Genomic DNA, 24,343 nt, shown 5'->3' with positions numbered 1-24,343 from the left:
TCAAGCCATGGGAGGAACGTCATGTCGAGCCGTCGCGTGACGATCGCCGAGATCGCCGCTTCCGCAGGCGTGTCCGTGCCGACCGTGTCGAAGGTCCTCAACGGCCGGGCCGACGTCTCGGCCGCGACGCGCAAGCGGGTGCAGCAGATCATGGCCGATCGCGGGTACCAGCGGCGCTCCTCGGGCCCGCAGCGCCCGGTCGGCCTCATCGACATGGCGGTCCCCGGCCTCGACTCCCCGTGGGTCGTCGACGTGCTGCGCGGCGCGGAGGCCGAGGCGCACAAGGTGGGTAGCCAGATCGTGCTGACCTCCACCGGCCGCGCCCCCGCGGGCGACCCGCGCTGGCTCGACCGGCTGGCCACCCGCCGCTCGGACGGCCTCGTGCTCGTCGTCAACGAAGCCGCCCCCGAAGCTGTCGCGCAACTGTCGGCCCTGCACACGCCCGTGGTGCTGCTCGACCCCGTCGGCGGCAGCGACCCGTCGTTCGCCACCGTCGGCGCCACCAACTGGGCGGGCGGCCTGTCGGCCGTCGAGCACCTCGTGTCGCTCGGCCACCGCCGGATCGCCGCGATCTCCGGGCGTCCGAAGCTGATGTGCAGCCAGGAGCGGGTGGAGGGCTACCGCGCCGCGCTCGGCCGGGCCGGGATCCCGGTCGACGAGCGGCTCGTGCGGTTCACCGAGTTCTGCACCGAGGGCGGCCGCGAGGGTGCCCGCGCCGTGCTCGACCTGCCCGACCCACCGACCGCGATCTTCGCGGGGTCGGACATGCAGGCGCTCGGCGTCTACCAGGAGGCGGCGGCGCGCGGGCTGCGCATCCCGGAGGACCTCAGCGTCGTGGGGTTCGACGACATCGCGTTCGCCGAGCTGGCCTCCCCGCCGCTCACGACGGTGCGCCAGCCGCTGGCCCGGATGGCGGCCGAGGCCGTGCGACTGCTGCTCGACGCGGACGACCACATGCCCGGCCCGCCGCCGCGCGTGGAGCTGGCGACCCACCTGGTCGTGCGCGGCAGCACGGGGCCGGCCCCGGGATCCGCGTAGCTCCGGGCACGCCCACTCCGCGACTCGCCGACACGCACAGCGCGACTCGCGCACATCCTCACCGCGACTCGCGCACACTCACGCCGCGACTCGCGCACACGCAGAGCGCGACTCGCCGAGACCGAGAACGCGACTCGCCTGCATCCAGAGCGCGACTCGCCGACGGCGTGGGTTCGCCGCGCGGGTGAGCGCGCCTCGCGCGGCGGCACCCGTCAGACGAGCGTATAGTTGCCTATTGGCAAGCAACTATACGGAGGTCATATGACGCTGATCGGCGAACGCACGCTCGCTCCGCTCGACGCGCTGCGTCGCCAGATGTTCGCTTCCCTCTCCACCCCGAACTACCGCCGCTACATCTCGGGCCAGGCCGTCTCGCTCGCGGGCACCTGGATGCAGACGATCGCGCAGTCGTGGCTGGTCCTGCAGCTCACCGGGTCGGCCACCGCCGTCGGCGTGGTCGTCGCCCTGCAGACGCTGCCGATCCTGCTGTTCGGCCCGTACGCCGGCGTCGTGGTCGACCGGCTCGACAAGCGCAAGCTGATCATCGCGCTGCTGGTCGTCATGGGCGCGCAGGCGGCGGCCCTCGGTGTCCTCACCGCCACCGGGACCGTCCAGCTGTGGCACGTCTACGTGCTCGCGTTCGTGCTCGGAGCGGTCAACTGCGTCGAGAACCCGGCGCGCCAGACGTTCGTGCTCGAGCTCGTGGGGCCGGACAAGCTGCGCAACGCCGTCAGCCTGAACTCGGTGCTCGCGAACGTCGCGCGCGCCGTCGGGCCCGCGTTCGCCGGCATCGTGATCGCCACCGGCGGCATCGCCGTGTGCTTCCTGCTCAACGCGTTCAGCTTCGCCTTCGTCATCGGCTCGCTGATGCGCCTCGACCTCGCCGCGCTCACCCCGACCACGCCTGCGCCCCGCGCGCCCGGCCAGCTGCGCGAGGGCTTCGACTACGTTCGCCGCACGCCCGTGCTCGCCGTGCCGCTGCTGACGATGGCGCTGATCGGGTGCCTCGCCTACGAGTTCCAGGTCGTGCTGCCGATCGTCGCCAGCGAGACGTTCGCGGGCGACGCCAGCACCTACGGCTTCCTCACCGCCGCGATGGGCGTCGGCGCGGTGATCGGCGGCCTGTGCATGGCGGCGTGGGGCCGCACCGGGCTGTGGTCGCTCGCGGCCGCCGCCTTCGCGTTCGGCCTGGCGATGCTCGCGACCGCGCTCGCCCCGAACCTCGGCTTCGCGCTGCTCGGGATGGGCCTGGTCGGCGCCGCGAGCGTGGCGTTCCAGTCCACGGGCAACAGCACGCTCCAGCTCAGCTCGGAGCCGCACATGCGCGGTCGGGTCATGGCGCTGTGGGCGGTCGCGTTCCTCGGCTCGACCCCCATCGGCGGCCCGATCGCGGGGTACGTGAGCCAGCACTTCGGCGGGCGGGCCGGCCTCGCGATGGGCGCGGTGGCCTGCCTGGTCGCGGCCGCGCTGACCGCCCACGTCGCGCGACGGGAGCAGCGCGGGTCGGCCGCCGCGTAGCGGACGGTGCAACGGATCGCGCGCATATGGACGAGGGGCGGCCTCGGTGTGGGAAGTGCCGCGGCGGGCACCGATAATCGCGGCATGACCGCGGTGCGGGTTGTCGTTGCCGATGACGACGTCCTGCTCCGGGAGGGCCTGGCCAGCCTGCTCGATCGGAGCGGGTTCGAGGTGGTGGGGCAGGCCGGCGACGCGACGCGCCTCCTGGAGCTGGTGCGCGAGGAACAACCCGACCTGGTGATCGTCGACATCCGGATGCCGCCGGAGCACTCCACGGAGGGGCTCGACGCGGCCAAGGAGATCCGCCGGAGCCACCCGGACGTGGGGATCCTCGTCCTGTCCGCCCACGCCGAGGTCGACCACGCCATGGAGCTGCTCGCCAGCGGGCGGGGGATCGGGTACCTGCTCAAGAGCCGGGTCAGCGACGTCGCCGAGTTCATCGAGACGCTCGAGCGCATCGCGCGGGGCGGCTCGGTCGTCGACCCGGCGCTGGTGCAGGAGCTCGTCAGCGCCCGCAAGCGCAACGACCCCCTCGCCGTGGTCAGCGAACGCGAACGCGACGTGCTCGCGCTCATGGCCGAGGGCCGGTCCAACGCGGGCATCGCCCGCCGGCTGTGGATCACCGAGGGCACCGTCGAGAAGCACGTGCGCAGCATCCTCACCAAGCTGGGCCTGCCCGACACCGACGACGACCACCGTCGCGTGCTCGCGGTGCTCACGTTCCTCGAGAAGCGTTGACCGCCGCCCGGCGCGGCGGTCAGCTGCGCGCGGCGCCCACCAGGGCGCACACGGCCCCGGCGGACAGGAGGTCCTTCGGCAGGAAGCCGGCCGCCGGGCTCGCCGCGATCAGGTCGGCGAAGTCGTCCTCGTCGCGGGTGGAGATCAGCACGACGCGGGCCTCGAGGTCGGGGAAGTCCTCCACGAGGCGGCGGGTGACCTCGAAGCCGCTCTCGGCGCCGAGGCTGATGTCGACGAGCACGACATCGGGGTGCAGCTGCTCCGCGAGCCGCAGCGCCTCGCGCTGCGAGGTGGCGGTGCCCACGACGTCCATGCCGTCGCGCGTGAGGCGATCGCGGGCGACCGCGAGGAAACCCTCGTTGTCGTCCACGATCATGCACCGCCCCACGCGATCAGGATCGCAGCGGGGCCACCGGTGCACATTGAAGGTAACCGGAAGGACAGCCCACGATCGGGCGACTCAGTCCAGCTCGGCCGGGCCCTCCTGCGGTCGCATCCCGAGCTGGTCGGCCACCGCGCCGAGCACGTCCTGCACCGCGATCGTGTCGGCGAGCGGCATCACCGCGCTCTCCGTCCGCCCGGCGAGCACGCCGTCGGTCACCTCGCGCAGCTCGTGGAAGTAACCACCGCCGGTGTGCGGGCGGGTGATCTCCTCCGGCTCGCGGCCGGCGCGGTGCAGCACGATCGTGTCCGGGTGGTGGAACCGGGGCAGGACGTCGATCCACCCGCCGGTGCCGAACACCCGCATCTGGCCGGGGGTCGCGCAGCGGATCGACGTGAACAGCGAGGCCGTGCGCCCGTCGGCCCAGCCGAGCTGCACGGCCTCCTCGACGTCCACGCCGGACGGGGTGAGGACACCGTGCGCGGAGACCGAGTCCGGCGTGCCGAACAGCATCTGCGCGAACGAGACCGGGTAGACGGTGAGGTCGAACAGGGCACCGCCGCCGAGCGCGGGGTTGTAGAAGCGGTCGGTCGGGTCGGTGGGGGCGTCCACCCCCAGCTCGCCCTGCACCCCCCGGACCTCGCCGATGGCGCCGTCGGCGAGCAGCTCGCGCAGCCGCACGATCGCCGGCTGGAAGCGGGTCCACATCGCCTCCATCACGAACACACCGGCGCCGCGGGCGGCCTCGACGATCTCCCGCGTGGCGGCCGGGGTGACCGTGAACGACTTCTCGACCAGCAGCGCCTTGCCCGCCTTGATCCCCGCGAGCGCCGCCGCGCGGTGCTGGGGGTGCGGCGTGGCGATGTAGAGCGCGTCCACGTCCGGGTCGTCCACGACCTCCCGGTAGGACCCGTAGGCCCGTTCGACGCCGTTGGCGTCGGCGAACGCCCTGGCGCGGTCGGCCGATCGCGATGCCACCGCGACGACCTCGGCGTCGGGCAGGTGCACGAAGTCCTGCACCACCTTGGCCGCGATCTTGCCCGGACCGATCACTCCCCAACGGACGCTCGTCATGCCGACCATCCTCACCCAGGTGGTTCCACAACCTGTGGACAACCCCGTGGAAGGATCCGAACGGGCGTTCGAGACTACGCGCCGCGGTCGATCGCCTCGGCGAGCGAGCGCTCGAGCTCGGCGGACAGGTCGGTGCCCTCCATCGCGGCCCACACCGCGGCCACGAGGATCGACGGGGGTTCCCGCGGCAGCGCGACCAGCCCGACCGGCGGATTCGGGTTGGGCTCCGCGAGCGGGCGCACGCGGCTGCCGGGGGGAACGCCGAACGCGTGCACCCACGCGTGCGAGACGATGCTGGCGAGCCCCCGCTTCGCGACGTGGGCGTAGATCGCACCGACGTTGTCGGTCTCCACCACGGGCGTGAGCCGGGTCCCGGCGGTCGCCATCGCGGCGTCGAGGATCCGCCGGTTGCGCATGTCGGGCGTGAGGGAACACAGCGGCAGCTCCGCCGCGGCGGCCCACTCCACGACCGCCTCCTCCGCCAGCGGGCAGTCGTCGGGCATCAGCAGCAGGAAGCGCTCCCGGTACAGCTGGGCCACCTTCATCGAGGCGGCCGACTCGTCGTCGAGGTAGGTGACCCCGACGTCGAGCTCGAAGTCGGCGAGCCGGCGCGCGATCTCCCGGGACGACAGCGCCTCGATCCGCACGAGGGCCCGGGGATGGGCGGCCTCGAACCGGGCGGTGATCAGCGGTGTCGCGGGCACGGCCGTGGGGATGGCCCCGATCCGCAGCGTCGCGCTCAGCCCGCCGCGCATCCGGTCCAGATCGGTGCGCAGCCCGTCGCGCTCGGCGAGGATCCGGTGGGCCCAGCCCACGACCCGCTGGCCCTCCGGGGTGAAGCCGCCGAACCGCTGCCCGCGCAGCACGATCGGGACGTCCAGCTCGCGCTCCAGCCTGCGGATCGCGGCCGACAGCGCGGGCTGGCTGACGTGGCAGGCACGCGCGGCGCGCCCGAAGTGCCGCTCCCGGGCCAAGGCGACGAGGTACTCGAGCTGGCGGATCAGCACGTCGCCCGTCACGCGATCACCCTAAGGCCGCGTCCAGCGCCGCGACGAGATCCGCCTCCTCTCGGGCCAGGTGGGCCTCGAGCTCCTCGGTGAGGCGGTCGACCTCGTCCCGCAGCCGCGCCGGGTCGGCCGGCCCGGCGAGCACCTCCTGCAGGTCGTCGACGAGCGCCGCGATCCGCCCGTGCTCGGCCCGCAGCCGGTCGAGGGTCGGCGCCTGGTCGGGCCGCTGCTCGGCGAGCATCGGGAAGATCGCGCCGTCCTCGCCCACGTGGTGGTTGTGCAGGCCCGCGCAGAGCGTGAGGCAGTTGACGCGCAACTGGGCGCCGACGGTCGGGCCCGCGGCCGCGACCTCGGCGCGGATCAGGGCGAGCTCGCGCCGGAACGCGTCGTGGATCCGGGTCAGCGCGGTACCGGTGCTGACCGGTTCGCCCGCGAACCGCGGCGGACCGGGCTGCGGGTACAGCGCCACGACCGGCAGTGCCCGCCCGGACCTGGCCTCGTACTCCGCCCACCCCGGGTCGGTCTCCACGGCGCGGGCGAAGGCCCGGTCGCGCTCCTCCCCCTGCAGCACGACGGCCTTCGCGTCGGTGACGAAGACCCCGTCCTCGACGATGACCTGCGGGTTCGCGACGAGGTTGCGGAACCAGTCCGGGTGGCGCGGCGAGCCGCCCGCAGAGCCGATCACGAGGAACCGCTCGCCGTCGGGCAGGTAGGCGAGCGGCACGGTGTGCGGGGCGCCGGAGCGTGCGCCGGTGGTGGTGAGCAGGAGCAGGCGGGCGCCTGCGAACGGGCCGCCGACGCGTCCGCCGTTGGCGCGGAACTCGTCGATGACCCATCGCTGGAAGTCAGCGGGCATGCGGGTGGTCGATCCTCTCTCTCGAAGCCTCCGAACGGGTGCGGGAACCTCGGGGAGAGGGCGGGCTGCGGGCCCGCGGGCGCGTCACGCGCCGGCCGGGCGCCCCTTCCGTGTGTGGCCCATGGCCGACCCGGCAGTCACGCCGCGTGACGCTAGCGGGCCGCGCGTGATCGCACAAACGTGATCGCGCCGGGAGCTGGCAACCAGCGTCCGGCGGGTGCACCGAAGCCGCGTCTACGCCGTCATCATCGGCACCCCCAGCGCGGAGGCGGACCGGGCCGCGCGGTTCTGGTCGGCCGCCCTCGGCGCCGAGGCCCGGCCCCTCCCGGAGCACCCGCAGTTCACGTCGCTGCGCGGCGCGGTGCCCGGCCTCGCCGCCGCGAGCGACCCCGAGCTCTTCGCCGCTCAGGCCACGACCTGGCGCTGACGCAGCTCCGGCGCGGCCCGACGGCGGGCGAGGTCGGGCACGAGCGTGAGCAGCCCGAGCAGCGCGAGCCCGGCCCCGAGCCAGAGCGGCGCCCGCAGCCCGAACGCGTCGATGACGAGCCCGCCGACGGCGGAGCTGACGATGATCCCGCCCGTGATGAACGAGCCGTGGATCGTGTTGACCAGCGGGCCGACGTTGCCGGCCCGCTGCACCCGCACGACCAGCGCCGGGTTCATCGTCACGCCGACGAGGCCGATCCCCACCGCGCACACCACAGCCACCACGCCGAGCTGGGCGAACAGCGCGAAGCCGGTGAGGAAGGCCAGGTTCAGCGAGAGCCCGCCGACGAGCACGGCGAGCGCGTGGCGGTCGGCGAGGCGCCCGACGACCACGTTGCCGACGACGGTCGCGGCGCCGTAGGCCACGAGCAGCACCGGGACGGCGGCCGGGTCGAAGCCGGTGACCCGGGTGAGGATCGGGTTGAGGAAGCTGAAGGCGGAGAACGTCGCACCGATCACGAGCAGGCTGGTCGACAGCACCAGCCACAGCCGCGGCCGCCGGAACACGCCCAGCTCCGTGCGCAGCGGGCCGGCCGCGACCCGCGCGAGCCGAGGCACCCAGGCGAGCGTGCAGAGCGCCGCCGGCACGGTGAGCCCCGAGATCGCCCAGAACGCGGTGCGCCAGCCGTACGCGTCGCCGACGAACGTGGCGAGCGGGAGCCCGAGCAGCGTGCCCAACATGAGGCCGTTCAGGACGACCGAGGTCGCCCTGCCCCGCACCTCCGGCCGCACGAGGACCGCGCAGACGGACACGGCGACGCCGAAGAACGCCTGCGAGGCGGTGCCGGTGACCAGCCGCGCGACCAGCATCGCCGGGTAGTTCGGCGCGACCGCGGCCAGCACGTTTCCGGCGAGGAAGAGCGCGAACAGCCCGATCAACGCGGTCTTCGGCCGCAATCGCATCACGAACACGGTGAGCACGGGCCCGCCGACGGCCATCGCGACGGCGAACGCCGTGATCAGGTACCCGACCTGGGGGATCGAGACGTCGAGCCCGGCCGCGATCTGCGGCATCAGGCCCGCGACCACGAACTCGCTCGTGACCATGGCGAAGATGCCGAGGGCCAGTACGTACACGGCGCGGGGCACGACTCCTCCGATGTTTTGGACTGATCCATACATAACAAGCGGAAGCGAAGGTGGCAGGCGACCGCCGAGGCGCGGTCAACCGGTCAGCGCATCGAGGGCCGCATCCGCGATCGACTGCAGGGTGGGCCGGTCCGCCCCGGCCTGCCCGGAGACGCGGATGCCGCCGATCACGGCGATGAGGTAGTGCGCGAGCGCGTCCGGGTCGCGCCGCGACGTGATCTCACCGGCCCGCTGGCCCGCGGCGATGACGACGCGCAGCGCCGCGGCGCGGCGCTCGTGGTCCCGCTCGAGGATCGCGGCCGCATCCGGGTCGCGGCCTGCGAGCTCGACGGTGGTGTTGACCGCGAGGCAGCCGATGCTTCGCCCGTCGCGCCGCGTCGCCACCTCCCCGTCGACCACCGCCGCGAACAGGTCCCGCAGCCGCTCGACCGGCGACCGCGCCTCGTCTTCGAGGATGCCCAGCTGGTCGGCCGTCATCGTGTCCAGGTAGCGGACCAGCGCGCGCCGGAAGAGCTCGTGCTTGCTGGTGAAGGCGTTGTAGATGCTGCTGCGGCCGAGCCCTGTGGCCGCGCACAGCTCCTCCGTGGTGGTGGCCTCGTAGCCGTTGACCCAGAACGTGCGCATCGCGGCGTCGACGGCGCGATCCTCGTCGAAGGTCCGGGGGCGCGGCACGCCGACACCGTAACACGTTTTGGAACCAGCTATCCAATAGCGGGCTCAGGCGTCCGACCTGCCGAGATGCCGCAGCTGCTCGCGGATCGACGCCACACCCACCTCGGGGTCCTCCGTCCCCTCCGAGCCGAGTCGGGCGAGGATCGCCAACCCCGTTTCCCAGTGCCGGCGCGCCGTGGCGCCGTCGCCGAGCGCCTTCTCGGCGTGCGCGAGCCCGTCGTACGCGCGGACCTGTTCAGCGGCCTGGCCGAGCCGGGTCGCGAGGTCGAGCGCCTCCTCGTGGTGCTGCAGCGCCTCGCGGTGCCGCCCGGCACCGTGGTGGAGCCGCCCGATGCCGTACAGCGCCTCGAACCGGTAGCTGCCGCTGCCGATCTCGGCGGCGAGCCGCAGCGCCTCCCGGTAGCGCAGGTCCGCGTCGTCGTGGAGGCCGCGGTCGCGGCGCAGCGACGCCAGCGCGATCAGGGCGTCCAGCTCGCCGACCTGCTCGCCCGACGCGCGGGCGAGCTGCAACGCCCGCTCGGCGTGGGCCTCGGCCTCGGCGGTCCGGCGGGCGAGCCGGTACGAGCGCGCCAGCCCGCTCAGGGCGAGCACCTCGCCTTGCGGGTGCCCGATGGCGCGGGCCAGCGCGTTGGCGTCCGCGAAGACGCCGACGGCCTGCATCCCCTGAGCCATGTGCACCCAGCCGAGCCCGAGCAGCGCGTCCAGCTCGCGGCTGCGGTAGCGGTTCTGCGCAGCGATGCCGCGGGCCTCGGTGAAACAGCCCGCGGCCTGCGGGTACCTGCTCTGCATCAGGTGCACCTGGCCGAGCCCGATCAACGCGTTGAGCTCGCCGTGGCGGTCGGCGGCGGCCCGGGCGATCCGCTGGGCCTCGGTGAAGAGCTCGGCGGACCGCTCGCGTTCCCCACGGAGCCTGCGGATGTGCCCGAGGTCGTTGAGCGCGTCGAGTTCACCGACGGTGTCACCCACCGCGCGGGCGGCTGCGAGCGCACGGGCGTGCAGGTCGGCGGCGTCCCGGAACCGGCCGCGGCTGCGCAGGTGGCGGTGCAGGGTCACCGACAGCTCGACGAGCCGGTCCGGCCAGCCGTGCCGGTCCGCGAGCTCCGCGGCGGTGAGCAGGTTCGGCAGCTCGGTCTCCAGCCACGCCGCGGCGGCGGGGGCGTCGTCGGCGGCGGTCCGCTCGCCCAGCGGGCTCGACGCCGACCGGAACCTGTCCTCCCGGTCGAAGGGGAACGTGGCCTCGACGGCGCGGCGCGCGAACCGGCAGTAGTGGTCGACGAGCCTGCGCAGCGCCGCGAGGCGGTCGGGCTCGGCGTCCTCCTCACGGGCGGCCCGCGCGGCGTGCACGCGCGTGAGGTCGTGGAAGCGGCAGCGGCCGGGGGCGGGTTCCTGCAGCAGGTGCGCGTCGACGAGGTGGTCGACCAGCCGCCTGCCGTCCGTGGCCGACCGCCCGATCAGCGCGGTCGCCGCCGCGAGGTCGAACTCGACGCCGGGGTGCAGGCCCAGCATCCGGTAGGCGTGGCGCTGCTGCGGGTCGAGCTGGACGTAGGAGAGCTCGAGCGCCGCGGCCACGCTCCGGTGCCCGGCCTCGAGCTCGGCGACGTACCGGACGTCGCGCAGGCGGTCGACGAGGTGGGCCGCGGTCCACGACGGCCGGGAACGCAGGCGGGCGGCGGCCAGCCGGATCGCCAGCGGGAGCCGCCCGCACAGCTCGACCGCCTCCGCCAGCTGCTCCGTCGGCTCCGCCGCACCGGCGCTGCGCCCGGAGGTGCGGATGAACAACGCGAGGGCGTCCTCGGCCGGCAGGAGGTCCAGGGTGTGCGCGCGCGTGACGTCGAGCCCGGTGAGCCGCGCCCGGCTCGTGATCAGCGCGAGGCAGCCGGGCGCCGCGGGGAGAAGGGGCGCGACCTGGGCCTCGTCCACGGCGTCGTCGAGGAGCACGAGCACGCGCCGCTCGGCGAGGTGGCTGCGGTACAGGGCGGCCCGCCCGGCCACGTCGTCGGGGACGTGCGACTCGGGGACGCCGAGCGAGCGCAGCAGCCGGTGCAGCGCGTCGCCCGGGTCGACGGGCGGTACGCCGCGCGCGTGGCCCTGCAGGTCGAGGAACAGCTGGCCGTCCGGGTAGTCGGGGGACCACCGGTGGGCGGCGTGGACGGCGAAGGCGGTCTTGCCGATCCCCGCCATGCCGTCGATGGTGACGATGACCGGGCCTTCCCCGGCCCGCGCCTCGGCCACCGCCGCGAGGTCGGCGTCGCGGCCGGTGAAGTGGGGCGGGGCGAGCGGGAGCTGCCGCGGCACCGGAGCCGCGGGCTCGGGCGGCGGCGTCCGCGTCTCGCCGCCCGGATCCACGAACAGCGCGAGCTCCGAGGCCTCGGGGCCGAGGGCGTCCATCAGGCGGCGCAGCGACCCGCTCTGCGGGCGCCCCTCGGGGCTGCCGCGTTCCATGCGGCGGATCGTGCGCACGCTCAGCCCGGATCGTTCGGCCAGCTGCTCCTGGGTGAGCAGCGCGCGCTCGCGCAGCGAGCGCAGCGCGACGGCGAACCCGGTGGCACGCTCATCGGGCCTCGTGGACACCCCTGCTCCTCCTCGTCGACGCCATCCCGGCCGAACGACCCACCCGCACCCGGATCGGTTGTCCCGGACGTCGGATCACGACGATCCCGTGCGCAGGGGATGAGGTCATCGGTTCAGGGGCGGCACCGCGAATACTCCGGGAAGCGTACGGGCCCGCAACGCGACTGGCGGGCCGGTTCGAAACCGGCCCGCCAGTGGTGGCGTCGATCGCTCGCGCGATCAGCTCCTGGGGGCGTGCCCGAGGGGACCGTCGACGCGGAACCCGGCGTCGATGAGGTCCTTGCGGTTCTCCACCGAGACCCGCCAGTCGCCGTTCTTCGTGTACCGCACCAGCCGGAGGGTCTCGTCGCCCTGCGACCGCTGGTAGACGTAGCCGAGCACGCCCTCGTCCTCGAACCGCCGCTCCGGGTCGGCCGGGTCGCTCAGCTTCTTGATCTCGTCCGGGTTCGTGGCGAGCAGGTACGCCTGGTGGCCGCTGCGCAGCCGCAGGCGGTGGACCGGGATCGTGCCCTCCTTCTCGCGGTTGAACATGCTGATGCCCTCGGACTCGTCGGTGCGGGTGAAGCCGTTCACCCGCTCCGCGGTGGCCGCCTCGGCGGCGTTCAGCGTGTAGAAGCGGCCCTTCTTGTCCGCCGTGATCATCTCGATCAGGGGACGGAGCCCTTCCTCCGCCACCGCGGCCGACGCCGCCGGCGCCGCGGCGGGCTCGGCCGCTGCCGCGGCGGGGGCGATGCCGGCGGGCAGGACGGCGACCGCCGAGACGGCGAGCGCCGCCACGACCGTGCGCTTGGTGCTCCGGATCACTGTTGGCTTCCTCCGGTCAAGGATGGGGAACGTCGTCCCACCGCGATGGACCGGGCACGAGCGGTCGGCCGGGGTCGGCGAGCTGGGGATCGCGCGACTTCGCACCAGGCGGACGACCGCGAACGGCGCCGTTGCGTCGATCGGGTGAGAACCGCGGCCACGCTATGGGCCGCGCGGAGGCGACCACAATCGGTGATCGCGTCAACGATCACCTGATTCTCGCCAGCGCCCTCCTCGGTGGGGAACGACCGCGGGAACGCGAGCGCGCCCAGCGGGCGACCTGGGCGCACTGACCCCGCGACTCGCGCGCACCGAGACCGCAACTCGCGCGCACTGAGACCGCGACTCGCCGAAGAAGCCGGGGCTGCACGACCGCGAGGCTGTAGACCATCGAGCCCAGCCACACCGCGGCCAGCACCAGGTGCGCGACCACGACTGCGCCGCCGGCGAGATCGCTCATGGACGTGATCGAACACCGTCGACCCGGTGCGCGGGCTCCGGGCGGTCAGGCCGGTTCGGCCGCGGCGGCCTCCAGCTTCTCGATCGCCCACTGCGCCCAGCCGTGCACGGCCTCGAACTGGCGGGCGCCGAACTCGGCGGCGAGGTAGCCGAAGCCGGCGGAGCCCGCGGGGATCGCGGCGGGGGCGTCGTCCACCAGCTTGCGCAGCCGGGCGCCCTCCTCGGCCGCGTGCTCGACGATCCTGCGCAGCACCACCAGCGCATCGGCCGGATCGAGCGCGGAGAGCAGGAACATGCGCAGCACCTCCTCGTTGCGCACCTTCCCCCGCGACGGCGGCGAGAGGACCCAGGACCGCAGCTCGGCGTAGCCCTCCGGGGTGACCGAGTAGGTGCGACTGCCCCGCGCGCCCTCCCCGGTGACGGCGACCAAGCCGCGCTCGGCGAGGCGGGCCAGCTCCGGGTAGATGCTCGTGTGGCCGGCCTGCCACGCGTAGCGGCCGAGATCGCCGGCGAACGCCTTGGTGAGCTCGTACCCGCTGCGCGGTTCGACGGCGAGCAACCCGAGCAGCGCGTGCGACAACGACATGCCGAGATCGTACATGTCAAAACTGACATGACAGTATTGACATGTCGATTGCGGCAGGTGCATGCTCCTCGCCGTGACCAGCACCCCGCACCTGCACGTCACCGGCCACCTCGCGCCCGTCGCCGACGAGATCGACGCGATCGACCTCCCGGTGGAGGGCGCGCTCCCGCCCGAGCTGGTGGGGCGCTACCTGCGCAACGGGCCCAACCCGCTGCCCGGCGAGCCGTCGGCGCACTGGTTCACCGGGCACGGCATGGTGCACGGGGTGCGGCTGCGCCACGGGCGCGCGGAGTGGTACCGCAACCGCTGGGTGCGCACGCGGGCGCTGGCGGGCGAGTCGTTGGTGCGCGCCGACGGCACGATCGACCACGGGGTCGGGCACGCGAACACGCACGTGATCGAGCACGCGGGCCGGATCATGGCGCTGGTCGAGAGCAGTTTCCCGCACGTGCTCACACCCGAGCTGGACACCGTCGGCACCTGCGACTTCGACGGCCGGCTCACCACGGCGATGACGGCGCACCCGAAGACCGACCCGGCGACCGGCGAGCTGCACTTCTTCGGGTACGGGATGCGCCCGCCGTACCTGACCTACCACCGGCTGTCCGCGGACGGCGAGCTCGTGGAGAGCGCGGAGATCGACGTGCCGGGCGCCACGATGATGCACGACTTCGCCATCACCGATCGGCACGCGGTGTTCCTCGACCTGCCGATGACGTTCCAGCTCGAACGGCTCGGCCGCGGCATGCCGTACGGCTGGGACGACCGCTACGGCGCCCGCATCGGCGTGATGCCGCTGGACCGGCCGGGCACCGTCCGCTGGTTCGAGGTGGAGCCGAACTACGTCTTCCACGTCGGCAACGCGCACACCGACGCGGCGGGCCGGGTGGTCCTCGACGCCGCCCGCTACGCCGCCGCCGACGCCGTGGCCATGTGGGACGGGCTGGGTACCGATCCCGCCGGGCTCGCCGCCGACGCCGCCGCCACCGGGTCCGCCCGCCTGCACCGCTGGGTGCTCGACCCCGCCTCCGGGACCGTCGCGGAGAGCCCGCTCGACGACCGCGCCGTCGAGTTCCCCACCGTCGACGACGAGCGCGTCGGCCGGGAGGCCCGCTACCGCTACGCGGTGTCCGACTCCCGGGGCCGCGCCGGGATCGTCAAGTTCGACGCCGCCCACGGCACGCGCACCGAGCACGACCTGGGGACCGACACGGTGGCGGGCGAGGCCGTGTTCGTGCCGTCCGGCGCGCCGGACCGGGCGGAGGACGACGGCTGGCTGCTGTCCATCACCACCCGCCGGGACGGCAGCGCGTCGCAGCTGCTCGTGCTCGACGCCACCGACGTCGCCGGCCCACCGGTGGCCGCCGTGCAGCTGCCGCGCGGGGTGCCGTCCGGCTTCCACGGGTCCTGGATCGCCGACGCCGACCTGGAACCGCGGTGAACGCCGCCGCCACCGATGAGGACTTCCAGGACGCGGTCCGGTTCCGGCCCGCGGCGGTGGTCCGCGGGCTCGGGCTGGACATCGGTCTGCCCCTGGCCACCTACTACGCGCTGCACGTCGCCGGGGTGGCGGACTGGCCCGCGTTGCTCGCTGCCACGGGGGTCGCCGGGCTGCGGATCGGCTGGGAGGTCGTGCGCCGCCGCAGGCTGAACCCCTTCGCCACGCTCATGCTCGTGGTGTTCGGGGTGGGCCTGCTGCTCGCCGTGGTGAGCGGCGACGAGCGGGTCCTTCTGGTCCAGGACTCGATCACCCTGGCCGGGGTGGCGCTCGTGTTCCTGGTGAGCAGCAGGTGGGGCACCCCGCTCACGCTGGCCGCGATGCAGAGCTTCAGCCCGCACAAGGCGGGAGCGCTCACCGAGGCCTTCCGCTCGAACCCCGAGGTGCGCCGCGGGGTGCGGCTCAGCTCGGCGGTCTGGGGTGGGGGGCTGCTCTCGCTGGCGGTGGTGCGGGTTCCGTTGATCTACCTGCTGCCGGTCTCGGTGGTGGTCGGCCTGGGCACGGCCCTCACCGTCGTGACGTTCGCCGGCTTGATCGGCTGGAACGTCCGGTACGTCGCGCGGGCCCGTCGCGGGGGGTGACGGGTCCGCGCGGCGCTCCCGCCCTGGTCGGTGCGGGGCTCAGCCGGCTGCACGATCGCGCGGTACGGGCAGGCACTCGTCGAGCAGGGCGACGACGTCGCGCCAGGCCCGCTCGGCGTGGCGCGGGTGGAAGCCGACGCCGGGGAGCAGGACCTGGTCGGTCCGCGTCACCTCCTGGTGGAAGGCGTGCAGGGCGCCGCCGTAGACGACGAGGCGCCAGTCGACCCCCGCGGCCTGCATCTCGGCGGTGAACGCCTCCCGCTGCGCGGGCGGCTGGATCGGGTCCTCCGAGCCGACCCCGGCCCACACCGGGCAGCGGATGTTCGCCGCCTCGCCCGGCCGGCCCGGGAACAGCCCGTTGACCGTCGCGATCGCACGCAGCTCGACACCGGCGCGCCCCAGCTCCACCGCGATCGCGCCGCCGGTGCCGTAGCCGATCGCGGCGATCCGGTCGGGGTCGGTGCGCGGTTCGGCGCGCAGCGCGTCGAGCGCCGCGCGGCCGATGTCGCGCATCCGGTCGGGGTCGGCGAGCAGGGGCATGCAGCGCGCCAGCATCTCCTGCGGATCGGTGAACCAGCGCCCGCCGTGGATGTCGAACGCCAGCGCGACGTACCCGAGCTCGGCGAGGGCCTCGGCCCGCCTGCGCGGGACGTCGTCGACCCCCGTCCCCTCCGGCCCGATCAGGACCCCGGGCCTGCGGTCGGCACCGGCGGGGAGCGCGAGGTGACCGACCATCGTCAGGCCGTCAGCGGGGTAGGTGACCGTGCGCGTCGCGATGGCCGTCACGGCGCCGACGGTAGGCGTGGTCGGCCCCGGCCGGGCCCGTGTTCACCGCCGGCGGAACCGGATCGACGACCCGTGATCGCTCGCGGCCCGCCCCGGGACGCACACGGCGGCTCTCACGCCCGACGGTTGCCCCGCCGCACCGCATCGACGGTGTCCTCCGGGGAGGTGTTGAAGCAGAACCGCACGCCGGGGACGAGCCGGTTGAGCAGGTTCACCAGCCGTTCGAACAGCAGGGTGTGCTCCGGCGCCGTGCGCAGGCCCGCACCGATCATGACGGCCTCGACCGGTCGGCCGGCCACGCACCTGCGGACCTGCGCCTCCGCCTCGTCCGGGTCGGCGGAGACCTGGCACGTCACGACGTCGAGCCGGGCCGCGCGCAGCGCCGCCTCACCCGCCGCGATCCGGGCCGCCAACGTCTTCTCGTCGAGGCCGGGGTAGCGCCCGTGGTCGACGGCGCCCGGGTGCAGGCCGACGGACAAGGTCACCACGGCACGGTCCCGTTGCGGTCGAAGAAGCCACCGGTCGGGCCGTCCGGGCCGATGTCGGCCAGCCGGACGATCACCTCGGCGCCCTCGGAGACGGTCTGGTGACCGCGGTGGCGGGTGAGGTCGGTCGCGGTGAAGCCGGGGTCGACGGCGTTCACCCTGATGCCCTCCAGCGCTCGGGCGTACTGGCTCGTGACCATGTTCAACGCCGCCTTCGACGCCGGGTAGCCGAGCTGCGGAGGCACCAGGGCGAGCGCGTCCGGACGACCGGACACGACGACCGAGCCCAGCCCGCTGGACACCATCACGACCCTCGGGTGCTCGGCGGCGCGCAGCAACGGCAGGAAGGCGTTCGTCACCCGCACCGGGCCGAACACGTTCACCTCGAACACCTCCCGCAGCTCCGCGACCCGGGTGTCCCCCGGCGGGTGCGGCACTGCGCCGACACCCGCGTTGTTCACCAGCACGTCCAGCCGACCGACCTGTGCCTCCACGGCGTCCGCGGCCGCCGCGACGGAGCCGTCGGAGGTGACGTCGAGCTGGACGAACCGCACGTCCAGCTCCGCCGCCGCCGCGCTGCCCCGCGCCGCGTCCCGGGACGTCAGGAACACGTCCCAGCCCATGGCCGCGAACCGTCGCACGGTCTCCAGCCCCAACCCCTTGTTCGCCCCGGTGACCAGGGCCGTCGTCGCCATGGCGACAGCGTCACCGGCCATCCGGGCCGGGCACCAGGACCACCGACGCATGGGACCGGCGGTCCCACCCGCACGACCGGGCGATCCGGCAGGATGCGGGGGGTGGACAGGGCAGAGCTCGCCGCCGTGCTGCGCACCGCGCGGGCCCGTGTGAAGCCCGCCGACGTCGGGCTGCCCGCCGGCAGGCGCAGGCAGGTGCCGGGGCTGCGCCGCGAGGAGCTCGCCCAGCTCGCCGGCGTCGGTGTCGACTACGTGATCCGGCTGGAGCAGGGCCGCGGCCCGAAGCCGTCCCCCCAGGTCCTCGGCGCACTCGCCCGGGCGCTCCGCCTCACCGACGACGACCGCGACACGTTGTTCCGGCTGGCCGGCTCCGCTCCCCCGGGGACGGGCGGCGTCCCGATGCACGTCCGCCCCGGCCTGCTGCGCCTGCTCGACCGGATGTCCGACCTGCCCGTACTGGTGCTGTCGGCCAAGTCCGACGTGCTCGCCTGGAACCCCCTCGCCGCCGCGCTGTTCGGGGACTTCTCGACGATGCCTCCCGCCGAGCGCAACCTCATCCGGCAGCGGTTCCTCGGTCCCGGCCTCGGCCGCATCCCGCTGCCGCCGGACTCGGACTCCGCCGCGGACTGCGTCGGCTGCCTGCGCACCGCCCGGGCCCGCTACCCCGACGACCGGGACCTCACCCGGCTCATCGCCGACCTGCGGCGCGGCAGCGCGCGGTTCGACGAGCTGTGGCGCGCCGCCCGCTCCGGGAGGCTGCGCGGCGGCAGCGCGACGGTCCACCACCCGCAGCTCGGCCGGATCACCCTCGACTGCGACGTCCTCCAGGAGCCGGACACCGATCAGGCCGTCCTGGTCTACTCGGCCCCGCCCGGGACGCCCGGGGTTTCGGCGCTGGAGCTCCTCCGCGTCACCGGTCTCGAACGGTTCGCGCCCTGACGGAGGCCGCCCGCGGGAAACCGTCACACCTGGGTCCGTTCCCCCGCGGCGAGGTCGCGGACGTAGTCGCGCAGGGTGCGCGGCCTGCGCCCGAGGACGGCCTCGAGCACCACCCCGTTGGCACGCAGCCCGTGATCGTCGTACAGGCGGAAGACCTCGCCGAACGAGGCCAGCTGCCGCGCGTCGAACAGCCCGGCCACGGCCGCGGCCCACTCGTCGAAGCTCATCTCGGCGGCCCGGACCGGGCGACCGAGGACCTCGGCCATCACCGCGGCCGCCTCGTGGCGGTCGAGCACCTCGCCGCTGCACAGTTCGAACGTCCCGTACGTGAGCCGGTCCCCGGTGAGGGCGATCGCGGCGACCTCGGCCACGTCGCGGTAGTCGACGCGGGCGATCCGGGCCGAGCTCGCGAACGGTTCGGCGAACACGCCGTGTTCCAGCACGCCCGGCCACGCCCCGGCGATGTTCTGGTACAGCGTCACCGGCTGCAGGACGACGAACTCGAGCCCGGACCGGAACAGGGCGTCCTCGACCGGGCGCTTCGCGGCGTGGTTCTCCAGGCGGTCGGACGGGTGCGCCACCCCGGAGAACACGACCTTCGCGACGCCGGTGCGCTGCGCCGCCGCCACGACGTTCAGGCCGAGCCGCGCCTCGTCGACGGCGAACGCGGGCCCGACGTGGAAGACGGCGTCGACGCCCCGCATCGCCTCGGCGAGGCTCCGCTCGTCGCGCAGGTCGCCGAGCACGGCCTCGGCCGCGCCGTTCTTCCGGGCGATCGCCGCCTGCGCCTCACCGCGCACGAACCCCCGCACGACCGCGCCCCGCGCGGCGAGCTCGGGGACGACGAGCCCCGCGAACTTCCCCGCGGCGCCGACCACGAGGACCGTCGGTCCTTGTCCAGTCATCACTTCCCCCGATCCATCGGACACGCCGACCACGATCCGGGCCCGGCGCCCGGAACCGGATCCCGCGTCTGCGGGGCGATCCCCCTCGAATGCGGGGTGGCGGGCGGGCCGCACCGCGGGGACGATCGGCGAGGTGCGCACGTCCTCGCCGCGCGAGCTGCTGAGCGGTGTCGCCACGGCACCCGACGCGCTCGCGCTGTTCCGCCGGACCTCGACCGGGTTGCGGCGCCACGTCCCGTTCGACGCCGCCCTGTGGCGGGCGACGGACCCGGTCACCGGGCTCACCGCGGCACCCGTGCTCGTGGAGAACCTCAGCGAAGGCGGCTGCGGCGCCTACTGGGAGTCGGAGCTGTTCGAGCAGAACGTCGTCCTGTTCCGCGACCTGGTCCGGGCCGCCGTGCCCGCGGCGGCGCTGCGCGCGACCACCGGGGACCGGCCCAGGATGTCGGCGCTCTACGAGAGGTTCATGCGGCCGCGCAACCTCGCAGACGAGCTGCGCGCGGTGTTCCGGGTCGACGGACGGGCCTGGGGGATGCTGAGCCTGTTCCGGGAGCGCGGCCGACGGCCGTTCGACGACGACGACACCCTCCTGCTCGGCCGCCTGTCCGGCCCGCTCGCCCACCGCCTGCGGTCCTACGCCCGGCCGGCGCCGGTGCCATCCACGGGCGACTCCGGTGGCGCGGGCGTGCTGGTCTTCGACACCGACGTCAACCTGATCTCGATCAACGCCCGAGCCCGGCGGCTGCTCGCCGAGATGCCGCCCAGCGCCGGGCTCCCCACCCGGTTCGGCATCGACGTGCCGGCCTGGGTCTTGAGCACCGCCCTGTCGGCCCGGACGTCCGCGGACGCCCGCATCCGGGTCCGTTCCCGGACCGGCGGCTGGCTGATCTGCCACGGGACGGCCCTGCGCGGCCCGGACGGGCGGGTCACCTCGACGGCGATGGTGATCGAACCCGCCAAGGCGTCGGAGGTCGCCGCGGTCGTGATCGCCGCCTACGAGCTGTCCCCGCGCGAGGCCGAGATCACCCAGCTGATCGCGGGCGGGCTCGCCACCAGCGACATCGCCGGCCGCCTGCACCTGTCGCCGCACACGGTGCGCGACCACGTCAAGGCCATCTTCGACAAGGTCGGCGTGACCAGCCGCAAGGAACTCGTGGCCAAGCTCTTCGTCGACCACACCCAACCCGCGGTCGCCGGGAACACGGTCCGCGTCCTCGGCTAACCGGGGTCGGGGCCGACCAGGTCGCGCAGGAGGGACCGGAACCGGGCGTAGCGGTCCTCGCCGATCTTCCGGGCGAGACGTGCCTCGATCTCGCCGAGGATCCGGTCGGCCTGGGCCTGCTCGTCCCGGCCGCGGTCGGTGAGCACGACGAGCTTGCTGCGGCGGTCCGCCGGGTTGAGGCGCCGCTCGACGTAGCCGAGGTCCTCGAGCTCGTCGAGCAGGCGGCCGATCACCTGCTTGTGCTGCGCGGACATCCGCGCCAGCTCGGTGGGTGTGGCGCCCGCCTCGTCGAGGTAGGCCAGGATCGCGCCGTGCCGCGGTCGCACCTGGTCGTGGCCGCATTCGGCGAGCCGGGCGAACAGCTCCTCCTGCAGCGGGTAGAGCAGCCGCGCGGCCAGCATCCCGAGGTCCGGGTCCCGTTCGGCCCGGTCGATCCGACGCTCCTTCGCCACCCGAGGAAGTATACAGTTGGTGACAGTCACCAACTGATGACTAACTCGGAGTTGCGCATGCCGCCTTCCACCCGCGCCCGCACCCGGTTCGCGATCGGCCTGCTCGGGCTGTCCTCGCTCATCACCGGGCTCGACTTCACGATCGTCTACGTCGCCCTGCCCGACATCGACCGGGAGCTCGGCTTCACCGGCGGCCAGGTGCAATGGGTCGTCAGCGCGTACGCCCTGACCTTCGGCGGGTTCCTGCTGCTGTTCGGGCGCCTGTCCGACCTGCTCGGCAGGCGGCGGACCTTCCTGTTCGGGATGCTGCTGTTCGCGGCGGCCTCCCTGCTCGGCACGTTCAGCGGCACGCCCGCGGTCCTGCTGGTCGCGCGAGCGCTGCAGGGCCTGGGCGCGGCGGCGCTGTTCCCCTCGACCCTGTCGTTGATCACCTCGACCTTCCCCGAGGGCCGCGCCCGCGGCCGCGCGATGACGGCGTGGGCCGCCTCCGGGGCGAGCGGCCTGAGCCTCGGCGCCCTGCTCGGCGGGATCCTCACCGAGTTCGACTGGCGGGGCGTCTTCCTGGTGAACGTGCCGCTCACGGCGCTCGCCGCCGTCGGCGCGGTCCTCGTCCTCGCCCCCGACGCGGGGCGGATCGGCCGCGGGGGGTTCGACCCGGTCGGCGCGATCACCGGCACGACCGCCGCGACGCTGTTCGTCCTCGCCGTCTCACAGCTGTCCGAGCCCGGCGTCTCCCCGGTCGCCGTCCTCGGCACCGGGTTCGCCGCCGCGGTATCGGCCGGCGTGTTCCTGCGGACGGAGGCCACCGTGCGCGCGCCGATGCTGCCGCTGTCGCTGTTCGCCCACCAGGGGCTGCGGGCGGCGACGGCCGTCATCGCCGCCTTCGGGATCACCCTGCAGTCGATCCCCTACGTACTGACCATCCACTTCCGCACCGGCCTCGACCTGACCGCGCTGCAGGCGGGGCTCGCGTTCCTGCTCCCCACGGCGGCGATCACGATCGGCAACCTCGTGGGCGAGCGGCTGCCGGCCCGCTGCGGACCGGGCGTCGTCGTCTCGACCGGCCTGGTCATCGGCGCCGCCGGGGCGGCCGCGCTCATCCCGGCCGTCGCGACCGGCGCCGGCTACCTCGCCGCGGTCCCCGGCCTCGCGGTGGCGGGCCTCGGCATGGGCCTGGTGTTCCCCGCCATGTTCACCGCCGCCACCACCGGCGTGCCTGCGGAGCACAGCGGCGTGGCCTCCGGCGCCGCGTCCAGCGCGCTCCAGTTCGGCACCGCGGTCGGCCTCGCCGTGATCAGCGGGCTCCTCGCGCACCCGGGAGCCGGCCTCACCATCGGGCTCGCCGTCATCTCGATCGGCGCTCTCGCCGCGATCGTCCCCGCGGTGTCGATCCCACGGGCCGCGGTGGACGAACCGCGACCGACCGAACGGCGGTGAGCAGGAGGGCATCCGCCGGACGGCCGGTGGATCCTGCCCTGGTTGGAGCCGCCTTGGGGAGTCGAACCCCAGACCTACGCATTACGAGTGCGTCGCTCTAACCGACTGAGCTAAGGCGGCGAGTGGTGCGGGGCCCAGTGTAGCGACCGCCCCTGCGCGCCCTTTCGCCCGGCCCGGTGTGTCCCTGACCGGCGGATACAGTTGCCGCCCCGACATCGACCCCCGGGGAGGCTGCCCGTGAACGAGATCGACCTCGCGTACGTCGGTGCGCTCTACCGGGAGTACGCGGGCGATCTCGCGGAGGTGGGCAAGCAGCAGCGGGAGTACGCCGAGTCGATGGGCTCGCGGATGCGCCCGCAGCTCGACGACCTCGAGGCGGAGATCACCTACCTGCTGCTGCGGGCCGTGCAGCCGGGCGTGGTGGTGGAGCTGGGCACGTTCCACGGGTGGTCGACGTCGTGGATCCTGTCCGCCCTGCGCGACAACGGGGTGGGGGCGCTGCACAGCTTCGACCGGGTCGACCACGTGGTGCGCAACGTGCCTTGCGACCTCGCCGAGGGCCGCTGGACGTTCGTGCAGGGCGACATCGCCGAGACCCTGGACCGGGTGCCCGCCGACGCCGGCTACCTGTTCGTCGACGCCGCGCACACCGGCCGGTTCGCCCGCTGGTACCTGCGGCACCTGTTCCCGCGGGTGCCGTCCGGCATCCCGGTGAGCGTGCACGACGTGTACCACTTCCGCACCACGCTGCCGCTGCACGAGGGGGCGGTCGTCGTCCGGTGGCTGCGGCAGCGGGGCGCGCCGTTCTTCACCCCGTCCCGCGCGAAGGCCCGGGGCGCCTACACGGCGCTCACCGGGCTGCGCGAGGAGCTGGGGCTGGCGCCGGTCCGCGGGCCGGGCGCCAACCCCATGATCTTCTTCGAGATGCCTCAGCGGCGGTAGCAGGCCCGGATCTCCTCCACCAGGTCCTGCGGAACCTCCATGGCGGCGAAGTGGCCGCCGCGGGGACGCTCGGTCCAGGACACGATGTTGGTGTTGTCCCGCTCGGCGAACGGCCGCATCGACTTGAAGTCGTCGGCGAAGACCGTGACGCCGATCGGGCCGTGGTTGACGACGGGCTCGGCGTTCCGCTCGGCGTGGTAGTAGCGCACGGCCGTGGCCGAGGTGTTGGTGAGCCAGTAGAGCGTGACCTGCATCAGCACCTGGTCGCGGCCGACCAGGCTCGTGCCGTTGCCGAAGTTCTCGAACAGCTCGTTGTAGGCGAGCTGGCCCACCGGCGAGTCCGACAGCGCGGCCGCGATCGTCTGCGGGCGGGAGGCGTTCATCTGCGCGTACCCGTTGACGGTCTGGAACCAGCCCGCGAACTCCAGCGCGGCGTGGTCGGCGGGCGTCATCCTCTCGAACTCGGCGGGGTCGCCGGACGGGAAGGAGAACAGCTGCAGCACGTGCGCGCCGAGGAACCCCTCCGGGTCGAGGATCGCGAGCTCGCGGGAGACGTTCGCACCCATGTCACTGCCGTGGGCGGCGTAGGAGTCGTAGCCGAGCCCGCGCATGAGCGCGTCCCAGGTGCGGGCGACCCTCGCCGCCGTCCAGTCGCCGTCGGCCAGCGGGGTGCTGAACCCGAAGCCGGGGATCGACGGGATCACGACGTGGAAGGCGTCCTCGGGGCGGCCGCCGTGCGCCACCGGGTCGGTGAGCGGGCCGATCACGTCGAGGAAGTCGGCGAACGAGCCCGGGTAGGTGTGGGTCAGCACGATCGGGGTGGCGTCCTCGACGGCCGAGCGGACGTGCACGAAGTGGACGGTCTGGCCGTCGATCTCGGTGAGGAACTGCGGGAAGGCGTTCATCCGCTCCTCCGGCGCCCGCCAGTCGAACGACGTCCGCCAGTGCTCGACCATCTCCCGCAGGTAGCCGACCGGCGTGCCGTGGCTCCAGTCGTCCCCGGGGGCGGGCACCGGGAAGCGGGTGTTCTCCAGCCGGCGCTGCAGGTCGTCGAGGGCGGCCTGGGGGATCGCGATCTCGAAGGGGCGGACGGGGAGCGTCTGGGTGCTGGTCATGGCGGC

General features: G+C 74.0%; 25 protein-coding genes and 1 tRNA gene. 10 read left to right on the top strand and 16 right to left on the bottom strand.

Features of this window, described 5'->3' with window-relative positions:
- Positions 1–21: 21 nt before the first annotated feature.
- From VKZ81_RS25625 to VKZ81_RS25615, 3 genes are all read left to right on the top strand, one after another.
- Positions 22–1,038, top strand: a complete 1,017-nt coding sequence (locus VKZ81_RS25625; protein WP_324244238.1) for a LacI family DNA-binding transcriptional regulator — start codon at positions 22–24, stop codon at positions 1,036–1,038.
- A 261-nt stretch (positions 1,039–1,299) separates the two neighbouring features.
- Positions 1,300–2,556 carry an MFS transporter gene (locus VKZ81_RS25620; RefSeq protein WP_324244237.1) on the top strand — a complete coding sequence of 419 codons (1,257 nt, stop codon included), beginning with the start codon at positions 1,300–1,302 and terminating at the stop codon, positions 2,554–2,556.
- Between the two features lie 84 nt (positions 2,557–2,640).
- Positions 2,641–3,294, top strand: a complete 654-nt coding sequence (locus VKZ81_RS25615) for a response regulator transcription factor (protein WP_324244236.1) — start codon at positions 2,641–2,643, stop codon at positions 3,292–3,294.
- Between the two features lie 19 nt (positions 3,295–3,313).
- Here VKZ81_RS25615 and VKZ81_RS25610 read toward each other — a convergent pair whose 3' ends face one another.
- The 4 genes from VKZ81_RS25610 to VKZ81_RS25595 form a co-directional block, all read right to left on the bottom strand.
- Positions 3,314–3,664, bottom strand: a complete 351-nt coding sequence (locus VKZ81_RS25610; protein ID WP_324244235.1) for a response regulator — start codon at positions 3,662–3,664, stop codon at positions 3,314–3,316.
- A 90-nt stretch (positions 3,665–3,754) separates the two neighbouring features.
- Positions 3,755–4,750: a Gfo/Idh/MocA family protein gene (locus VKZ81_RS25605; protein WP_324244234.1), complete on the bottom strand. Its 996-nt coding sequence runs from the start codon at positions 4,748–4,750 to the stop codon at positions 3,755–3,757.
- A 74-nt stretch (positions 4,751–4,824) separates the two neighbouring features.
- Positions 4,825–5,769: a LysR family transcriptional regulator gene (locus tag VKZ81_RS25600; protein WP_324244233.1), complete on the bottom strand. Its 945-nt coding sequence runs from the start codon at positions 5,767–5,769 to the stop codon at positions 4,825–4,827.
- Between the two features lie 4 nt (positions 5,770–5,773).
- On the bottom strand, positions 5,774–6,613 hold the full coding sequence (locus VKZ81_RS25595; RefSeq protein WP_324244232.1) for a nitroreductase/quinone reductase family protein: 840 nt from the start codon (positions 6,611–6,613) through the stop codon (positions 5,774–5,776).
- Between the two features lie 217 nt (positions 6,614–6,830).
- Between VKZ81_RS25595 and VKZ81_RS25590 the strand changes: the two genes are divergently transcribed.
- A complete protein-coding gene (locus tag VKZ81_RS25590) occupies positions 6,831–7,040 on the top strand; it encodes a hypothetical protein (RefSeq protein ID WP_324244231.1) in 210 nt (69 codons plus the stop codon).
- Here VKZ81_RS25590 and VKZ81_RS25585 read toward each other — a convergent pair.
- From VKZ81_RS25585 to VKZ81_RS25565, 5 genes are all read right to left on the bottom strand, one after another.
- Positions 7,019–8,188, bottom strand: coding sequence for an MFS transporter (locus tag VKZ81_RS25585; RefSeq protein ID WP_324244230.1), 1,170 nt, complete (start codon positions 8,186–8,188; stop codon positions 7,019–7,021). The two genes, VKZ81_RS25590 and VKZ81_RS25585, sit on opposite strands and share 22 nt — an antisense overlap.
- Positions 8,189–8,263: 75 nt before the next feature.
- A complete protein-coding gene (locus tag VKZ81_RS25580) occupies positions 8,264–8,860 on the bottom strand; it encodes a TetR/AcrR family transcriptional regulator (protein WP_324244229.1) in 597 nt (198 codons plus the stop codon).
- 45 nt (positions 8,861–8,905) lie between these two features.
- Positions 8,906–11,431: an ATP-binding protein gene (locus VKZ81_RS25575; protein ID WP_324244228.1), complete on the bottom strand. Its 2,526-nt coding sequence runs from the start codon at positions 11,429–11,431 to the stop codon at positions 8,906–8,908.
- Positions 11,432–11,650: 219 nt separating this feature from the next.
- Positions 11,651–12,235 (bottom strand): hypothetical protein, encoded by a 585-nt coding sequence (locus VKZ81_RS25570; protein WP_324244227.1) that lies wholly within the window; start codon positions 12,233–12,235, stop codon positions 11,651–11,653.
- A gap of 505 nt (positions 12,236–12,740) precedes the next feature.
- Positions 12,741–13,280, bottom strand: coding sequence for a PadR family transcriptional regulator (locus VKZ81_RS25565; RefSeq protein WP_324244226.1), 540 nt, complete (start codon positions 13,278–13,280; stop codon positions 12,741–12,743).
- Between the two features lie 73 nt (positions 13,281–13,353).
- Here VKZ81_RS25565 and VKZ81_RS25560 point away from each other — a divergent pair, with 73 nt between their 5' ends.
- Positions 13,354–14,721 (top strand): carotenoid oxygenase family protein, encoded by a 1,368-nt coding sequence (locus VKZ81_RS25560; protein ID WP_414709471.1) that lies wholly within the window; start codon positions 13,354–13,356, stop codon positions 14,719–14,721.
- Positions 14,718–15,359, top strand: coding sequence for a VC0807 family protein (locus tag VKZ81_RS25555; protein ID WP_324244224.1), 642 nt, complete (start codon positions 14,718–14,720; stop codon positions 15,357–15,359). Before VKZ81_RS25560 ends, VKZ81_RS25555 begins: the two co-directional genes overlap by 4 nt.
- A gap of 39 nt (positions 15,360–15,398) precedes the next feature.
- Here VKZ81_RS25555 and VKZ81_RS25550 read toward each other — a convergent pair whose 3' ends face one another.
- From VKZ81_RS25550 to VKZ81_RS25540, 3 genes are all read right to left on the bottom strand, one after another.
- Positions 15,399–16,145 (bottom strand): dienelactone hydrolase family protein, encoded by a 747-nt coding sequence (locus VKZ81_RS25550; protein WP_324244223.1) that lies wholly within the window; start codon positions 16,143–16,145, stop codon positions 15,399–15,401.
- A gap of 113 nt (positions 16,146–16,258) precedes the next feature.
- Complete coding sequence (locus tag VKZ81_RS25545; RefSeq protein WP_324244222.1) at positions 16,259–16,630, bottom strand: hypothetical protein; 372 nt, start codon at positions 16,628–16,630, stop codon at positions 16,259–16,261.
- A complete protein-coding gene (locus VKZ81_RS25540; protein WP_324244221.1) occupies positions 16,627–17,325 on the bottom strand; it encodes an SDR family NAD(P)-dependent oxidoreductase in 699 nt (232 codons plus the stop codon). The genes VKZ81_RS25545 and VKZ81_RS25540 overlap by 4 nt, the downstream gene beginning before the upstream one ends.
- 102 nt (positions 17,326–17,427) lie before the next feature.
- Between VKZ81_RS25540 and VKZ81_RS25535 the strand changes: the two genes are divergently transcribed.
- Positions 17,428–18,264, top strand: a complete 837-nt coding sequence (locus VKZ81_RS25535; RefSeq protein ID WP_324244220.1) for a helix-turn-helix transcriptional regulator — start codon at positions 17,428–17,430, stop codon at positions 18,262–18,264.
- A gap of 23 nt (positions 18,265–18,287) precedes the next feature.
- On the opposite strand, the gene VKZ81_RS25530 is transcribed toward VKZ81_RS25535, so the two are convergent.
- Positions 18,288–19,169: an NmrA family NAD(P)-binding protein gene (locus VKZ81_RS25530; protein ID WP_324244219.1), complete on the bottom strand. Its 882-nt coding sequence runs from the start codon at positions 19,167–19,169 to the stop codon at positions 18,288–18,290.
- 133 nt (positions 19,170–19,302) lie between these two features.
- Here VKZ81_RS25530 and VKZ81_RS25525 point away from each other — a divergent pair, with 133 nt between their 5' ends.
- A complete protein-coding gene (locus VKZ81_RS25525) occupies positions 19,303–20,391 on the top strand; it encodes a helix-turn-helix transcriptional regulator (protein ID WP_324244218.1) in 1,089 nt (362 codons plus the stop codon).
- Here VKZ81_RS25525 and VKZ81_RS25520 read toward each other — a convergent pair.
- The gene (locus VKZ81_RS25520) at positions 20,388–20,843 is read right to left on the bottom strand and encodes a MarR family winged helix-turn-helix transcriptional regulator (protein ID WP_324244217.1); all 456 of its coding nucleotides are present in this window, start codon (positions 20,841–20,843) and stop codon (positions 20,388–20,390) included. The two genes, VKZ81_RS25525 and VKZ81_RS25520, sit on opposite strands and share 4 nt — an antisense overlap.
- Positions 20,844–20,900: 57 nt before the next feature.
- Here VKZ81_RS25520 and VKZ81_RS25515 point away from each other — a divergent pair, with 57 nt between their 5' ends.
- Positions 20,901–22,280 (top strand): MFS transporter, encoded by a 1,380-nt coding sequence (locus tag VKZ81_RS25515; RefSeq protein ID WP_324244216.1) that lies wholly within the window; start codon positions 20,901–20,903, stop codon positions 22,278–22,280.
- A gap of 43 nt (positions 22,281–22,323) precedes the next feature.
- Here VKZ81_RS25515 and VKZ81_RS25510 read toward each other — a convergent pair.
- A tRNA-Thr gene (locus VKZ81_RS25510) sits at positions 22,324–22,400 on the bottom strand.
- 117 nt (positions 22,401–22,517) lie between these two features.
- Here VKZ81_RS25510 and VKZ81_RS25505 point away from each other — a divergent pair.
- Complete coding sequence (locus tag VKZ81_RS25505; protein ID WP_324244215.1) at positions 22,518–23,222, top strand: class I SAM-dependent methyltransferase; 705 nt, start codon at positions 22,518–22,520, stop codon at positions 23,220–23,222.
- On the opposite strand, the gene VKZ81_RS25500 is transcribed toward VKZ81_RS25505, so the two are convergent.
- Positions 23,210–24,337 carry an epoxide hydrolase family protein gene (locus tag VKZ81_RS25500; RefSeq protein WP_324244214.1) on the bottom strand — a complete coding sequence of 376 codons (1,128 nt, stop codon included), beginning with the start codon at positions 24,335–24,337 and terminating at the stop codon, positions 23,210–23,212. The two genes, VKZ81_RS25505 and VKZ81_RS25500, sit on opposite strands and share 13 nt — an antisense overlap.
- Between the last annotated feature and the right edge of the window lie 6 nt (positions 24,338–24,343).

The organism is Pseudonocardia sp. (assembly GCF_035305885.1).
Lineage (GTDB): Bacteria > Actinomycetota > Actinomycetes > Mycobacteriales > Pseudonocardiaceae > Pseudonocardia.
This window is presented reverse-complemented; position numbering and strand designations above follow the sequence as displayed.